Origin of the sequence: Rhodococcus sp. T2V, assembly GCF_029269925.1 — a bacterium.
In the GTDB taxonomy this organism is placed as follows: Bacteria; Actinomycetota; Actinomycetes; order Mycobacteriales; family Mycobacteriaceae; genus Rhodococcus_F; species Rhodococcus_F koreensis.
Genome location: NZ_JARJBD010000002.1, coordinates 38,816 through 52,565, shown reverse-complemented (window position 1 = coordinate 52,565; position 13,750 = coordinate 38,816). Strand labels below are relative to the sequence as shown.

General features: G+C 69.0%; 14 protein-coding genes and 1 pseudogene. 10 read left to right on the top strand and 5 right to left on the bottom strand.

Annotated features, from left to right (window positions below; genetic code table 11):
• Nucleotides 1-14: 14 nt before the first annotated feature.
• From alr to tsaD, 6 genes are read left to right on the top strand one after another with little or no spacing between them, the layout of a single operon-like run.
• Nucleotides 15-1,238: an alanine racemase gene (alr, locus tag P3H15_RS02450; RefSeq protein ID WP_276135803.1), complete on the top strand. Its 1,224-nt coding sequence runs from the start codon at nucleotides 15-17 to the stop codon at nucleotides 1,236-1,238.
• A 2-nt stretch (nucleotides 1,239-1,240) separates the two neighbouring features.
• Nucleotides 1,241-2,305: an alpha/beta fold hydrolase gene (locus P3H15_RS02445; protein WP_276135802.1), complete on the top strand. Its 1,065-nt coding sequence runs from the start codon at nucleotides 1,241-1,243 to the stop codon at nucleotides 2,303-2,305.
• A complete protein-coding gene (gene tsaE / locus P3H15_RS02440; protein WP_072945759.1) occupies nucleotides 2,295-2,783 on the top strand; it encodes a tRNA (adenosine(37)-N6)-threonylcarbamoyltransferase complex ATPase subunit type 1 TsaE in 489 nt (162 codons plus the stop codon). The genes P3H15_RS02445 and tsaE overlap by 11 nt, the downstream gene beginning before the upstream one ends.
• Nucleotides 2,784-2,832: 49 nt before the next feature.
• On the top strand, nucleotides 2,833-3,492 hold the full coding sequence (gene tsaB / locus P3H15_RS02435) for a tRNA (adenosine(37)-N6)-threonylcarbamoyltransferase complex dimerization subunit type 1 TsaB (protein ID WP_072945761.1): 660 nt from the start codon (nucleotides 2,833-2,835) through the stop codon (nucleotides 3,490-3,492).
• Nucleotides 3,489-3,968, top strand: a complete 480-nt coding sequence (gene rimI, locus P3H15_RS02430; RefSeq protein WP_276135801.1) for a ribosomal protein S18-alanine N-acetyltransferase — start codon at nucleotides 3,489-3,491, stop codon at nucleotides 3,966-3,968. The genes tsaB and rimI overlap by 4 nt, the downstream gene beginning before the upstream one ends.
• Complete coding sequence (tsaD, locus tag P3H15_RS02425; RefSeq protein WP_276135800.1) at nucleotides 3,965-5,002, top strand: tRNA (adenosine(37)-N6)-threonylcarbamoyltransferase complex transferase subunit TsaD; 1,038 nt, start codon at nucleotides 3,965-3,967, stop codon at nucleotides 5,000-5,002. Before rimI ends, tsaD begins: the two co-directional genes overlap by 4 nt.
• On the opposite strand, the gene P3H15_RS02420 is transcribed toward tsaD, so the two are convergent.
• A complete protein-coding gene (locus P3H15_RS02420; protein ID WP_276135799.1) occupies nucleotides 4,995-6,644 on the bottom strand; it encodes an Hsp70 family protein in 1,650 nt (549 codons plus the stop codon). The two genes, tsaD and P3H15_RS02420, sit on opposite strands and share 8 nt — an antisense overlap.
• A gap of 205 nt (nucleotides 6,645-6,849) precedes the next feature.
• Here P3H15_RS02420 and P3H15_RS02415 point away from each other — a divergent pair, with 205 nt between their 5' ends.
• The gene (locus P3H15_RS02415; protein ID WP_276135798.1) at nucleotides 6,850-7,386 is read left to right on the top strand and encodes a potassium channel family protein; all 537 of its coding nucleotides are present in this window, start codon (nucleotides 6,850-6,852) and stop codon (nucleotides 7,384-7,386) included.
• Here the strand turns inward: P3H15_RS02415 and P3H15_RS02410 are convergent.
• Entirely contained in the window at nucleotides 7,383-9,101 is a 1,719-nt protein-coding gene (locus tag P3H15_RS02410; RefSeq protein WP_276135797.1) for a TIGR03767 family metallophosphoesterase, read from the bottom strand. The genes P3H15_RS02415 and P3H15_RS02410 overlap by 4 nt on opposite strands.
• Nucleotides 9,102-9,331: 230 nt before the next feature.
• On the opposite strand from P3H15_RS02410, the gene groES reads away from it, so the two are divergent.
• Both groES and groL read left to right on the top strand, forming a co-directional pair.
• The gene (gene groES, locus P3H15_RS02405) at nucleotides 9,332-9,631 is read left to right on the top strand and encodes a co-chaperone GroES (RefSeq protein WP_003940763.1); all 300 of its coding nucleotides are present in this window, start codon (nucleotides 9,332-9,334) and stop codon (nucleotides 9,629-9,631) included.
• A 92-nt stretch (nucleotides 9,632-9,723) separates the two neighbouring features.
• A complete protein-coding gene (gene groL / locus P3H15_RS02400; RefSeq protein WP_276135796.1) occupies nucleotides 9,724-11,337 on the top strand; it encodes a chaperonin GroEL in 1,614 nt (537 codons plus the stop codon).
• A 98-nt stretch (nucleotides 11,338-11,435) separates the two neighbouring features.
• Here groL and P3H15_RS02395 read toward each other — a convergent pair whose 3' ends face one another.
• From P3H15_RS02395 to P3H15_RS02385, 3 genes are all read right to left on the bottom strand, one after another.
• Nucleotides 11,436-12,155 (bottom strand): anti-sigma factor, encoded by a 720-nt coding sequence (locus P3H15_RS02395; protein WP_276135795.1) that lies wholly within the window; start codon nucleotides 12,153-12,155, stop codon nucleotides 11,436-11,438.
• 1 nt (nucleotide 12,156) lies between these two features.
• Nucleotides 12,157-12,825, bottom strand: coding sequence for a sigma-70 family RNA polymerase sigma factor (locus P3H15_RS02390; protein WP_276135794.1), 669 nt, complete (start codon nucleotides 12,823-12,825; stop codon nucleotides 12,157-12,159).
• A gap of 130 nt (nucleotides 12,826-12,955) precedes the next feature.
• A complete protein-coding gene (locus P3H15_RS02385; RefSeq protein WP_005239766.1) occupies nucleotides 12,956-13,249 on the bottom strand; it encodes a WhiB family transcriptional regulator in 294 nt (97 codons plus the stop codon).
• Between the two features lie 306 nt (nucleotides 13,250-13,555).
• On the opposite strand from P3H15_RS02385, the pseudogene P3H15_RS02380 reads away from it, so the two are divergent.
• Nucleotides 13,556-13,741, top strand: a pseudogene (locus tag P3H15_RS02380) (MerR family transcriptional regulator); the annotation flags it as partial.
• Between the last annotated feature and the right edge of the window lie 9 nt (nucleotides 13,742-13,750).

The following is a 13,750-nucleotide window of genomic DNA, read 5'->3' as shown; positions in this document are numbered from 1 at the left end:
GCAGGATCGAACATATGACGCTTGCTGAAGCAGTACCGGCCGACGACCACGGACACAGCGAACCCGCAGCGCCCGCGCAGGCGGCGCCGGCACCGCAGGCGGCGCCGGCACCGCAGGCCGAGGCAGTGGTGGATCTGGACGCGATCGCGCACAACGTCCGGATTTTGCGCGACAGCGCTCGGGATGCGGCGATGATGGCCGTCGTGAAGGCGGACGGTTACAACCACGGTGCGGTAGCCGTGGCCCGCGCGGCGCTGGCGGCGGGAGCGTCGGAACTGGGTGTGACGACCGTGTCGGAGGCCCTGACGCTGCGTCGTGCCGGGATCGACGCACCCGTCCTCGCGTGGCTGCACACCGTCGACGCCGATTTCGCCCCCGCGATCGCGGCCGGTGTCGAACTCGGCGTCTCCTCGCCCCGCCACCTCGCCTCGGTGGTGGCTGCGGCGCGGACCGTCGGCACCACGGCGATCGTCACTCTGAAGGTCGACACCGGCTTGAACCGCAACGGGGTGGCGCCCGACGAACTGGAGCAGACCCTCGTCGACCTGGCCCGCGCGCAGGCCGAGGGTTCGGTGCGGCTGCGCGGCGTCTTCTCGCATCTGGCCCATGCCGACGAGCCGCACCACGCCTGGATCGATTCCCAGCGGGATCGACTGGTCGCTGCGATCGCGGACGCCAAGCGCCACGGACTGGTCCCCGAAGTGGTGCACCTGTCCAATTCCGCGGCCACCCTGACCCGACCCGACCTGCGGTTTGACATGGTTCGCCCGGGAATCGCGATATACGGGTTGTCGCCCGTTCCCGAACTCGGTCAGTTCGGGTTGCGCCCGGCGATGACACTGCGATCGAGGGTGGCTCTGGTGAAGAAGGTGGCGGCAGGTGAAGGCGTGTCCTACGGGCACCAGTGGGTGGCCCCCCGTGACACGACGGTGGCGTTGCTGCCGTTCGGGTACGCCGACGGGCTCCCGCGTTCGCTGAGCGGCCGATTCGAGGTCCAGTTGGGTGCGGAGCGACGTCCGGGGATCGGACGTGTCTGCATGGACCAGGTGGTCGTCGATCTCGGACCGGACGGCGGGGGAGTCCGGGAGGGGGACACCGCGGTGTTCTTCGGCAACGGGGACCTCGGCGAGCCGATCGCACAGGAGTGGGCCGACAAACTCGACACCATCCACTACGAGGTCGTGACGGGGGTGCGCGGACGCACGGTGCGCAGCTATGTCGGCGGGACGGGCACGTAGGCATGGGTGTGTCGAAGCGGTTGGGACTCGTCGGCGGTGTGCTCAGCGCGCTGGCGCTCGGCTCGGTGGCCGGAGTCAACGCAGTGCGCAGCGCGACCCGGCCCGGCCGCGAGATCTACGGCGACGAGGACTTCACCCTGATGACGCGGGACCGGCGCAGCGTGGTGGTCGCCGAGGACGGCGTGGCGCTCGCCGTCCGCGAGGTGGGCCCGGAGAACGCCCCGGTGACGGCGGTGTTCGTGCACGGGTACTGCCTGGACATGACGTCGTGGCACTTCCAGCGCCGTCAGCTCGCCGAGCGGTGGGGCGACGACGTGCGGATGGTGTTCTACGACCAACGCGGGCACGGCGATTCGGGTGTGCCGTCCGCGGCGAGCTGCACCATCGCTCAGCTGGGCGCCGATCTCGCGACCGTCGTCGAGGCGAAGGCCCCCACCGGACCGATTGTGCTGGTGGGGCATTCGATGGGTGGGATGACGGTGCTCGCCTTCGCCGGGCAGCGGCCCGAGCTGGTTTCGGAGCGGGTGATCGGTGCGGGCCTGCTGGCCACGGCCGCGGCCGGGCTCAGCGAGACCGGATTGACGCGGAACCTGCAGAACCCGGTCATCGACGGCTTCCGGCTCGCGGTCCGGACCTCGCCCGAACTCGTCCAGCACGCGCGCGGCGCGGCCCGCGTCCTGATCACCCCCATCCTGCGGGCGGCGTCGTACGGCACGGACGTGAGTCCGCGGCTGCACAAGTTCTCCGATTCCATGCTGGACCGGACGTCGGTGGTCACCATCGTGAACTTCCTGCGCACGCTCGAACTGCACGACGAGTCCGCGTCGCTCGAGGCGCTCGGACACACCCCGTCCGTCGTGGTGTGCGGCGACAGCGACATGACCATCCCGTTCGGCAGCTCCCGGAAACTGGCGGCGGATCTACCGGAGTCCGAACTGGTGCGGGTGCGCGGCGCCGGTCACCTGGTGCAGCTCGAGTTCCCGTCCGTGGTGTCGGACGCGGTCGACCGGTTGTTGCATCGTGGCCTGGCAACATTCCGATCGGGTGAGCAGTCCGATGTCGGCTGAGGAAGGAGTACTGCCCGTGAGCGGGACCGTGGTGCTGGCGACGGCGGAGGACACGGAGGAGTTCGGGCGGAACCTTGCCCGGGGACTCGTCGCCGGTGATCTCGTGGTGCTCGACGGCCCTCTCGGTGCGGGGAAGACCGCACTGACGAAGGGAATCGGGGCCGGGCTCGGCGTCCAGGGGAGAGTGACTTCGCCCACATTCGTCATCGCGCGGGAGCACCGGGCGGGCACCCGGCCGGGTGGGGGTGCGCCGGTCGGAATGGTGCACGTGGACGCGTACCGACTGGGCGGCAGCGGTCCGCACGCGCTGGACGAACTCGACGCGCTCGACCTCGACACCGACCTGGCCGCAGCCGTTGTCGTCGTCGAATGGGGCGAGGGCATCGTCGAGCAGCTGGCCGATCGTCACCTGCGGGTACGCCTGCGCCGCGAACCGGAGTCGGATGTCCGCACGGCCCACTGGGAGTGGATTTCCTGACGGGTCGGGTGTCGGGAGCGGTTCTGACGTGCGAGTACCCTCAGTTACCGTGCTTGTTCTCGCCATCGACACGTCCACGCCTGCCGTGACCGCCGGAGTCGTCCGGGTTTCGGCCGGCTCCGCATCGGTGGAGGCGGTCCACACGCTCGCGGTGCGGGTGACGGTCAACCCGCGCGCGCACGCGGAAGTGCTCACCCCGCACATCCTGGAGTGCCTCGCCGAGGCGCGGCACGTCCCCGCGGACCTCGACGCGGTGGTCGTCGGGGCCGGGCCGGGTCCGTTCACGGGACTGCGCGTGGGGATGGCCACCGCCGCCGCGTTCGCCGACGCCCTCGGAATCCCGGTTCACGGGGTGTGCAGCCTCGACGCCATCGCGGCGCAGGTGGACGGTGACCGGAATCTGCTCGTCGTGACGGACGCACGCCGGCGCGAGGTGTACTGGGCGCGTTACTCGGCGGGAGTTCGGGTGGAGGGTCCCGCGGTGGTGAAGCCGCGCGAGCTCGAGCCCATGCCGTCCGAGGTGGTGGCGGGATCGCCGTCACACGTCGACTTCTTCGATCTGCCGGTCGAACCGGTGGAAACCCCCTCACCCGCAGGGCTGGTCGCGGTGGCCGCGGATGCGCTGTTCGGTAGTGCGGCCCCAGCCGCGCTCGTTCCGCTCTACCTGCGACGCCCGGACGCGGTGGAACTGGCGGACCGGAAGAAATGACTTTCCGCATCGAACCGATGGCGGTCGCCGACGCCGAACGGTGCGCGGAGCTCGAGACCCTCCTCTTCGCCGGTGACGGGCCGTGGAGCGCACACGCGTTCAGGGCGGAACTCGCTGCTCCGCACGTGCACTACGCCGTGGCGCGGGACGACACCGGCCACGTCGTCGGGTACGCCGGAATCGCCCTGCTGGGCAACGGTTCGCACCCCGAATCCGAAATACACACGATCGGAACAGACCCGGCGTGCCAGCGGCGGGGGATCGGCGGGGCCCTCCTCGACGAGCTGCTGCGCGTGGCCGACACGAGGGGCGGCCCCGTGTTTCTCGAGGTGCGCACCGACAACGACGCGGCGATCGCCCTGTACCGACGTGAAGGATTCGAGATCGTGGGAACCCGTAAGAAGTACTACCAACCGAGCGGTGCGGACGCGTTCACGATGCGTCGCCCCGCAACGGGTGAGGAGCCGGTGCAATGATCGTCATGGGGATCGAAAGCTCTTGTGACGAGACCGGAGTCGGCATCGTCCGGTGGAACGGCGACGGGACCTGCGAGCTGCTCGCGGACGAGGTCGCATCCAGCGTCGACCAGCACGCGCGCTACGGCGGGGTGGTGCCGGAGGTAGCGTCCCGCGCGCACCTCGAGGCGATCGTCCCGACGATGCGGCGGGCCCTCGCTGCCGCCGGGATCGTCAAGCCGGACGCACTCGCCGTCACCATCGGCCCCGGTCTGGCCGGAGCCCTGCTCGTCGGCGTCGCGGCCGCGAAAGCCTATGCGGCGGCGTGGGACGTCCCGTTCTACGCGGTGAACCACCTCGGCGGGCACGTGTCGGTGGACACCCTCGAGCACGGACCGATGCCGCCCTGCGTGGCGCTGCTCGTGTCCGGTGGGCACACCCACCTCCTGCACGTCGAGGACCTCGCGAAGCCCATCGTCGAACTGGGCACGACCGTGGACGACGCCGCAGGCGAAGCGTTCGACAAGGTGGCCCGCCTCCTCGGACTCGGATTCCCCGGTGGCCCCGCCCTCGACGCCGCGGCGCAGGACGGCGACCGGAACGCGATTGCCTTCCCGCGCGGCATGACCGGACCGCGGGACGCACGGCACGACTTCTCGTTCTCCGGACTGAAGACGGCCGTCGCGCGGTACGTGGAATCGAAGGAGCGGGCGGGCGAGGCGTACTCGGTGCCCGACATCGCCGCGAGCTTCCAGGAGGCCGTGGCAGACGTGCTGACGATGAAAGCGGTACGCGCGGCTCGTGACGCCGGCGTGGACACTCTGGTGCTCGGTGGCGGCGCGACGGCCAACTCGCGTATCCGCGCGCTCGCCGAGGAACGCTGCGCCGAAGCCGGTCTGACCCTGCGAGTCCCGAAACCTCGCCTGTGCACGGACAACGGAGTGATGATCGCCTCGCTCGGCGCGCATCTGATCGCCGGCGGCGCCGCGCCCTCCCTGCTCACCGTGGCCAGCGACCCCGGGCTGTCGGTGGCGACCAGTCAGGTGTTCAGCTGACCGGAATGGTGACGGTCTGCGTGGCCGGGGGAGTCAGCGCCTCACCGGGTTGAGAGCTGCTCGGCTGCGCCCCGGCGGGAGCGCTCGGAGCGACCGTGCCCGGCGCCGGGACCATCGGGAAGAGCCCTTCGGGTGCGGCGGGAACCGATTCCGCGGGCGCGGTCGGTGCCGCGGGCGCCGCAGGCGCGGTGGATTCGGCGGGTGCACCGGGTGCCCCGGTGGGCGGCGGTGCCACTTCGGGACCGCCGGGTGCGGGCGCGACGGGGCGCGGTTCGTTCGGCGTCGACTCGCCGGGAACCTGCGGCCACAGCGGCGGAATCGCGGGCCACTCGATGTGCGGCCACGAGGGCTGCGGCGGCTCCGTTCCGGGCAGCGTCGGACGCGCAGGAGTCGTGGGGGTCGGCAGGGGGGTGGTGGTGCGCGGGGGCGTCGTCTCGGTCGTCGAATCGGGCGCCTGTGCAGGAATCTGGTCGGTGCGCGGTTCGGACGTGGGCGGGGCAACCTGATTCGGGTAGTACTCCGAGGTCGGCGTCGGATCGTACGACGGAATCCGCGTGGCGGGAGGCTCGTCGGTCGTCGTGGTCGCGACCTGCTCGGTGGTCTGGAACATGTCGGTCCCCGCAGGGGAGACGTTGGGATCGGGTGCGGGCGCGAGTTCCTTCACGCCGTAACCGAGAACGAGGCCGCCGACCACCAGCGCGCCGACGAGAGCCCCCGACACCTTCGCGGCCGAACCGGGGCGGTTCGACTCGGTGGCCGGGTAGTCGCGGATGGCCGAGGACACGGCGAGCAGCGCCGCACCCTTCGCGGTCGCCGTGTCGGGTTCGGGCACTGCGATGACCCGGGCGGAGACGGCGTCGGTGACGGCGGCGGCGATCGCGGGAATGTTCGCGCCGCCGCCGACCAAGGCCAGGGCCTCGGGCCGGCGCGGAGAGTCGGCGATCGTGGCACGGATGAACTCCACCGCGACCCGGACGGTCGGTGCGACGATCTCGTCGAACCCGGTGCGGCTGATCTCGATCGGGCGGACACCCTGCAGATCGATGTCGACGTGCGACTTCGGCTCAGAGGACAACTGCTCCTTGGCGACGCGGCACCGCGCCGAGAGCAGATCCCGGTCCAGGTGCCGCAGGGGATGCGGAGTGGTGAGGCTGCCGACGACGTGGTGGAAGATCAGGTCGTCGATACCGGTGCCGCTCACGTGGCTGGTGCGGTCGGCGTGCAGGACGGTGCCGTCCACCTGATCGACGACGGCGACGGACAACCCGGACTCACCGAAGTCGACGATCGCGACGGTGGCATGCTGTGCGACCTCGCCGGTGTGCCGCAGGTAGGTGAGGGTGGCCGCGGTCTCGGGCACGAGGTGCACGCGATGGCGCTGCCTGCTGACGGCGCTGCGGATCGAGTGGGCCTGCTCCTGCGTCCGGTACGCGACGGCGAACGCGTCGGGGGTGGTGGGATCGGCGGGAACCTGGGTGGTCATCAGCGAGATCGACGAGCGGACCAGATCGCCGAGGTCGGTGTGGGCCTGATCGGCGGACAGGTAACGGAACTCGACGTTCTGCGCGCCGTTGGAGGCGGTGGTGACGAGCGCGGAACTCACACCTGCCGCGCCGGTCGACATCCCCAGGGACATCCCCATCACACACCCCCTCACGTTTTCGACGCGTGACCTGCTGTCTCTGCCGGAACGCCCTGTTCAGCGGGTATTCCCTGCCCGTTGAATCGGCGACTGTTATCTGAACGTTACAGAAAACAAACGGGTTTCGCTCCCGACTTCCGGCCCCCGAAGACGAAGATGGCGCTCGATATCCGGTCTCACCTGCACAGTTGTCCAAAGGAATCTCATGGGACGCGCCAGCGATTTTCGCAACCTCACGAGACGCGAGCGCCGACGGCTTCTGGTGCGCGCATTCGTGCGCCCGCTGGGCACCGTCGTCCTGTGCGCGGTGGTCTACTTCGCCCTGCCGTGGACCTCGATCGGGAACATGTCCGCTCTGCTCTTCCTGGCGGGGGGCCTGCTGGTCGTCGGCTCGGCGGCGGTCTGGCAGATCCGCCGGATCTTCCGGTCCGACGTGCCTGCGCTCCAGGCCATCGAGGCACTCTCCCTGGTCCTGCCGCTCTACCTGCTCGGGTTCGCGGCAGGATATTGCCTGATGTCCGAAAGCGATCCGGGTTACTTCACCGAACCCCTCACTCGGATGGGTGCGCTGTACTTCTCGCTCACCGTGTTCTCCACCGTCGGGTTCGGCGACATCGCCGCGACGACCGATGCGTCGCGTGCCGTCGTGAGTGTGCAGATCGTCGGAAATCTGATCCTTCTCGGCGTCGGCATCCGCGCGGTCGTCGCGGCCGTCGACTGGGCCCGCAAGCGCCGGACCTAGCGACCCGACACCAGCACCAGTTCGACGTTCCGGTCGGCCGTCCCGCCGCCCAGGTCGGGGTCGGCGTGAATGTCGTTGAACGACAACTCCCGGTACAGCGACGCCAGCCCGAGCGGTGAGAGGTCGGTGTGGTCCACGGCGTACGGGCTGTCGGCCTCGAACAGCGTGGTGAGCAGCGACACCGTTCCGTCGACGTTGTCGACCACCTCGATGATCCGGCCGTGCTGGGGGAAGTCGATGTGCGAGGCCGTGTTGATCTCCCAGAACGACTGCTCCGGAGTGGATCCGGGCCACGGGGTGATCCTGTTCTCGTGGGTGTGTCCGTTGACCCAGGCGAGGACGTTCGGGAATCGGTGCAGCAGGTCCACCAGTCGCGAACCACGGATCCGGGGTTCCGCCGGGGCGGCGGGGTCGGGGACGACGTTGTCCATGCTGCCGCTGGTGTGGTGGCTGAACAGGACGAACCAGGTGTCGCTGCGTGCCTGCGACACAGGGTTGCCCGCGGTGTCGTAGTACCGGCTGCTGCCTGCCGCCAGGGTGTCCTCGATCCACCGGAACTGCGCGGCGCCGAGCGAGCCGTCGACGAACCCCGCCCGGTTGGTGGAATCCATGCTGATTCCGACGACACCGGGTGCGATGTCGAACGAGTAGTAGCCGATTCCGGTCTCGCCGGCGTCGGGTGCGAAGCCGTGACCGGCCGGTCCGGGGCCGGTGTTGGCCGGGTCGAGGTGGGCGGCGATGAACTGGCGGGGAGTGAACGGTGCCCGCGCGGGGTCGGGGGTGACGACCCGCGGTGGTGCGGTGAACGCGGACAGCGCAGCGGGAATGGCGCCGGGGTCGAACTTGGTGGCGATGTCGACGGCCTTCGCCTGTTCCGGCGACCCGGGGACCTCGAACTTCAGCGAACCGGTGTACATGGCTTCGAGCGGGGGGATGCCGCTCGGGACGGTGCCCTCCACCGAGTCGTCGTGGTTGCCGAAGACGCAGTACCAGGGGGTGTTCAGGCCGGGGCTGGTGACGGGGGCGATCGCCGCGCCGAGCAGGCCGGGGATCTCGGGGAACCCGGCCTTCTTGTACATGTCCTGGACGGAGGATTCCGGGTTCCAGTACAGGTCGGCCCCGGAGTTCTGCACGCCTTCGTAGCGGTCGGGGGCGCCCGTGTTGGGGACGATGGTGCCGCCGTTGAGCGCGGTGAGGAACCACCCGAGTTCGGCGAATTCCTTGTTGTCGGTGTTGTCGCCGGTACTCACGACCGCATCGAACGCGCGCTGGGTGTGCGGGCCGGACGCGAGCGCGTTGACGCGGGCGACCAGTGCGACGAGACCCTGCGCGGTGAGCGTCTCGTGCGGGCGGAACGCGGAACCGGTGAAGGGGTGGACGTATTCGAAGCGCATCGGGGACTGGGCGTCGACCAGGTGGACGTCGGTGAGCTGGACGAGGGCGGCGAGTGCGGTGCGCCGGTCCTCGCGCCCGCTGCGGGCCTCGGCGAGTTCGGTGCGGACGATCGTCGGCCACCCCGGTCCCGCGCCGAGCCTGCGGTAGCCGGAGCTTCCGAGGGGGACGGCCACCGCTTCGAGGGTGGTGCCGGCCCCGGAGGTCGGGAGCGGGGCCGCGCCCGCGTACTGCAACCCCCACGGGCGTGCTCCGAACCCCACCGTCCCGATCGCCCCGAGCCCGGCAAACGTCAGGAATTTACGCCTATTGATGTCAGACACCAGAGGAACCTTAGGTGACGACCCCTGAGACAGGACGATATTCGGCGCGGCGCGAACTACCGCCCCCTTCTCCTTGAGGGTTGGCACTCTCACGTATAGAGTGCCAAGTGGCGCCGATCGAGCTCCGGCACCCGCGACGACGGGGCTGTGTGAAGTGCCGTAAACGGAACACTCGAACAGGAGTCCGGAGAAATCTCCGGATCCGCATACCCCAAAGTGGAGGGCTCATCGTGGCGAGCGTCAACATCAAGCCGCTCGAGGACAAGATCCTCGTCCAGGCCAACGAGGCTGAGACGACGACTGCCTCCGGCCTGGTCATTCCCGACACGGCCAAGGAGAAGCCCCAGGAGGGCACCGTCGTCGCAGTCGGCGAAGGCCGCGTCAACGAGCAGGGCAACCGCATCCCGGTCGACGTCAAGGAGGGTGACACGGTCATCTACTCCAAGTACGGCGGAACCGAGATCAAGTACGCCGGCCAGGAGTACCTGATCCTGTCGGCACGCGACGTGCTGGCTGTCGTCTCCAAGTAAGCCATACGTGATCCGCCCCGGAGTCCCCACAGGATCCCGGGGCGGAGTGCGTTCACGCGCGTAACCCTGAGATCCAGGAGAAGACAGAACACATGTCCAAGCAGATTGAGTTCAACGAGATCGCACGCCGGTCTCTCGAGCGTGGAGTCGACAAGCTTGCCGACGCGGTCAAGGTGACCTTGGGTCCGCGTGGCCGCCACGTAGTGCTGGCGAAGGCCTTCGGCGGCCCGACCGTCACCAACGACGGCGTCAGCATCGCCCGGGAAATCGAGCTCGAGGACCCGTTCGAGAACCTCGGTGCGCAGCTCGTCAAGAGTGTCGCCACCAAGACCAACGACGTCGCAGGCGACGGCACCACCACCGCGACCGTGCTGGCTCAGGCCATCGTGCGGGGCGGTCTGAAGAACATCGCCGCGGGCGCGAACCCGATGGCACTCGGCATCGGCATCAACGCCGCGGCCGACAAGGTCGTCGAGGCACTGCTCGCCGTCGCGAAGCCGGTCGAGGGCAAGACGTCCATCGCCCAGGTCGCGACCGTCTCCTCGCGTGACGAGGAGATCGGCGAGATGGTCGGCGAGGCGCTCACCCGCGTCGGCACCGACGGCGTCGTGACGGTGGAGGAATCCTCGACCCTGGCGACCGAACTCGTGATCACCGAGGGCGTCCAGTTCGACAAGGGCTACCTGTCGCCGTACTTCGTCACGGACCTCGACGCACAGAAGGCCGTGTACGAGGACGCACTCGTGCTGCTGTACCGCGAGAAGATCACGTCCCTGCCCGACTTCCTGCCGCTGCTGGAGAAGGTTGCCGAGAGCGGCAAGCCCCTCCTCATCATCGCGGAAGACGTCGAGGGCGAGGTTCTCTCGACGCTCGTGGTCAACTCCATCCGGAAGACCATCAAGGCCGTCGCCGTCAAGGCGCCGTTCTTCGGTGACCGCCGGAAGGCGTTCCTCGACGACCTCGCCGTCGTCACCGGTGGCACGGTCATCAATTCCGACGTCGGCCTCACGCTGAAGGACGCCGGACTGGACCTGCTCGGCAGCGCCCGCCGCGTCGTGGTCAGCAAGGACGAGACCACGATCGTCGACGGCGCCGGAACCGACGACGACATCAAGGGTCGCGTCGCGCAGCTGCGCCGCGAGATCGAGAACACCGACTCCGACTGGGACCGCGAGAAGCTCGAAGAGCGTCTGGCGAAGCTGGCCGGTGGCGTCGCCGTCATCCGGGTCGGCGCGGCCACGGAGACGGACCTCAAGGAGCGCAAGTTCCGTGTCGAGGACGCCGTCAACGCCGCGAAGGCCGCAGTCGCCGAGGGCATCGTCCCCGGTGGCGGTTCCGCCCTCGTCCAGGCCAGCACCGAACTGAACGACAACCTCGGTCTGACCGGTGACGAGGCCACAGGCGTCAAGGTCGTGCGCGAAGCCCTGCAGGCGCCGCTGTTCTGGATCGCCAGCAATGCCGGTCTCGACGGGTCCGTCGTCACCAGCAAGGTTGCCGAGCAGCCCAAGGGGCACGGTTTCAACGCCGCGACCCTCACCTACGGCGACCTGCTCGCCGACGGTGTCGTCGACCCCGTCAAGGTCACCCGCTCCGCGGTTGTCAACGCGGCCTCGGTCGCGCGGATGATCCTCACCACGGAGAGCGCCGTGGTCGAGAAGCCGGCGGAAGAGGAAGAGCAGCCGGCCGGTCACGGGCACAGCCACTAGGCTCTGCCGTCGCGGCCGATCGGGCTCCGATCGTGCGAACGAGAAACCCCCGTGCGGATCACCGTGCGGGGGTTTCTCTGTGTCCGGCGGCGGCCGGATCAGCTCAGTTGCAGCACCGCGAACGGTTCCGACGTCGGCTGGGGTGACCCTCCGGACGGTTCGACGGTGACGGCCAGCTTCGACATCGACCCCACGTCGTCGAGGACGATCGTCGTGGTCGGCTGCATGTCGTCGGCGGACATGGTTCCGGCGGGCACCGGGGCGTCCCCGGACTCGGGCATCAACCACAGCTGATACACGGTGTCCGCGCTGGGCGGGGCGACACCGTCCATCACGAACACCACGGCGTCCTGCGACTTCGAGTAGCTGGCGGTCGCGGACCCGCCTGCCGCGATCGCACTCGTCGACGAGTGCATGTCGGGGGCGTCGAGCACCTGTTCCGAGACTGTGGGCGCCGGGCCTTCCGTGAGCTGCCGGACGATCACCGTTCCGCCGGCGAGCACCCCGACGGCCGCGGCGGCGGCGACGGCGATCTGCCAGCGCCGCCTGCGGGAGCGACGCTCGGCGAGCGACGTCGGCGCTGGCGCGGGACGCCTGATGTCGTCGAGGACCCGGATCCGCACTCGTGGCGGCGGTTCGACGGCGCCCACCGCGCTCACCACCGCGAACGCTTCGCGGATCCGCCGGACCTCGTCGGTGAACGTGGAGCGGGTGTCCTCGTCGGTGCCTGCGAGATCGGTGTCGAGTTCGCGGCGCTCGGTGTCGTCGAGTGCGTCGAGCGCGTACGGGTAGGCCATGCCCACGAGTTCGTCGTTCATGTCACAGACCTCCCAGGCAGCCGCGAAGACGCGTCAATCCGTCACGGATGCGCGTCTTCACCGTCGACAGCGCGACCCCCAGCTGGGAGGCGACCTCCCGGTAGGTGCGGCCGTCGTAATACGCCATCGCTACGGACTCACGCTGCATGTCCGTGAGCGAGTCGAGGCAGGCGAGCACCGATTGATGCTCGAGCCGACGAGTCACTTCCTCGGTGACGTGGTCGAACGGCCCCGCGATGTTGGTGGTCTCGTAGAGGGACTCGCGGTCGGTGCCTGCCTGCTCCGAGCGCACGCGGTCGACGGCCCGGCGGTGCGCGAGTGTCATCAGCCACGACAGCACGGAACCCTTTGCCGGGTCGAAGTTCGACGCGGTGCGCCACGCCTGGAGAAAGACTTCCTGCGTCGTCTCCTCCGCGTACCCGGGGTCGCGCAGCACCCGCAGGACCATGCCGTGGACTCGGGCGCTCGTCCGGTCGTAGAGTTCGGCGAATGCGTCGGCGTCCCCGTTCGCCACGCGTGCCATGGTGTCGTGGAGCTCCGCGGATTCGGTGGCCCGGGCGCTGTGTGCCCCGGCCGCGTCCGCCGAGCACACGTCGTCTGCCGGGGTTTTGCCCTCGTGGTTCGTCACCGGCGCTCGTCTCGCTTCATCGAGAACCACGGTAGCGTGCATGTCCGCTCATCTCCTCCAGCCGGTAGGCATTCGGAGAGCGAGTCGCCGTGGATGGGTGGCGAGGGGATCGAAGTGACGCGAGGGACCCTCGCACGGCGGCGAGGGTCCCTCGGTGAGTGTGGGCGAGCGGTCAAACGGCGATCCGGCCGCGTCTGTGCCGGGCGTGCATCTCGCGTTCCGTTTCGGACATTCCACCCCAGATCCCGTACGGCTCGGACACGCTCAGCGCGTGATTGCGGCACTGGGCGAGGACCGGGCAGCGTCTGCACATTTCCTTCGCACGGGTCTCCCGCTGTGCGCGGGCACGGCCACGCTCCCCGTCGGGATGGAAGAACATCGAGGAGTCGACTCCGCGGCACAGTCCGTGCATCTGCCAATCCCAGATATCCGCGTTCGGGCCGGGAAGGTGGTTGGGTGCAGGCATGTGGACTCCTTAGCTGCAAGCTCGCCTCGGGCGGCGAGCGGACCGTGGGCTCGACGTTCAAGCCGCTGAATCATTCACGTTGCTAACCGTAGAGTCGGTTCGGAAATCGCGTCAATAGTTGTTCACAGTGGTGATTTACATATCCCACGAGCTGAAAGTTAACCTGGAAAATATTTACTTTCCCGCGTTTCCGTGTTTCCGTTTCGGGTTGAAAGACCTTGGGGCACGGGTAACGATGTGCGGGTGCCCCAGCCCGCGGAGCCTGAAACGCAGACCCCCTCCGGATCTCCGGACGACGGACCCACGATGTCGGTATCCGCGCTGGCCAGAAGGCTCGGGGTGGCACCGTCGACACTTCGCACGTGGGACCGCCGCTACGGCATCGGCCCCTCCGTCCACCCGCAGGGAAGTCACCGGCGATACACGTCGCACGACGTCGCCCGGCTCGAATGCATGCAACAGGCGCTGGACGGTGGTGCAAACTCCGCGGAGGCCGCGAGA

Bases quoted from the DNA above. Each gene is read 5' to 3' on its own strand.
- alr (WP_276135803.1), top strand. From the start codon at position 15: ATGACGCTTGCTGAAGCAGTACCGGCCGACGACCACGGACACAGCGAA.
- P3H15_RS02445 (WP_276135802.1), top strand. From the start codon at position 1,241: ATGGGTGTGTCGAAGCGGTTGGGACTCGTCGGCGGTGTGCTCAGCGCG.
- tsaE (WP_072945759.1), top strand. From the start codon at position 2,295: ATGTCGGCTGAGGAAGGAGTACTGCCCGTGAGCGGGACCGTGGTGCTG.
- rimI (WP_276135801.1), top strand. From the start codon at position 3,489: ATGACTTTCCGCATCGAACCGATGGCGGTCGCCGACGCCGAACGGTGC.
- tsaD (WP_276135800.1), top strand. From the start codon at position 3,965: ATGATCGTCATGGGGATCGAAAGCTCTTGTGACGAGACCGGAGTCGGC.
- P3H15_RS02420 (WP_276135799.1), bottom strand. From the start codon at position 6,644: ATGGGGATGTCCCTGGGGATGTCGACCGGCGCGGCAGGTGTGAGTTCC.
- P3H15_RS02415 (WP_276135798.1), top strand. From the start codon at position 6,850: ATGGGACGCGCCAGCGATTTTCGCAACCTCACGAGACGCGAGCGCCGA.
- groL (WP_276135796.1), top strand. From the start codon at position 9,724: ATGTCCAAGCAGATTGAGTTCAACGAGATCGCACGCCGGTCTCTCGAG.
- P3H15_RS02395 (WP_276135795.1), bottom strand. From the start codon at position 12,155: ATGAACGACGAACTCGTGGGCATGGCCTACCCGTACGCGCTCGACGCA.
- P3H15_RS02390 (WP_276135794.1), bottom strand. From the start codon at position 12,825: ATGCACGCTACCGTGGTTCTCGATGAAGCGAGACGAGCGCCGGTGACG.
- P3H15_RS02385 (WP_005239766.1), bottom strand. From the start codon at position 13,249: ATGCCTGCACCCAACCACCTTCCCGGCCCGAACGCGGATATCTGGGAT.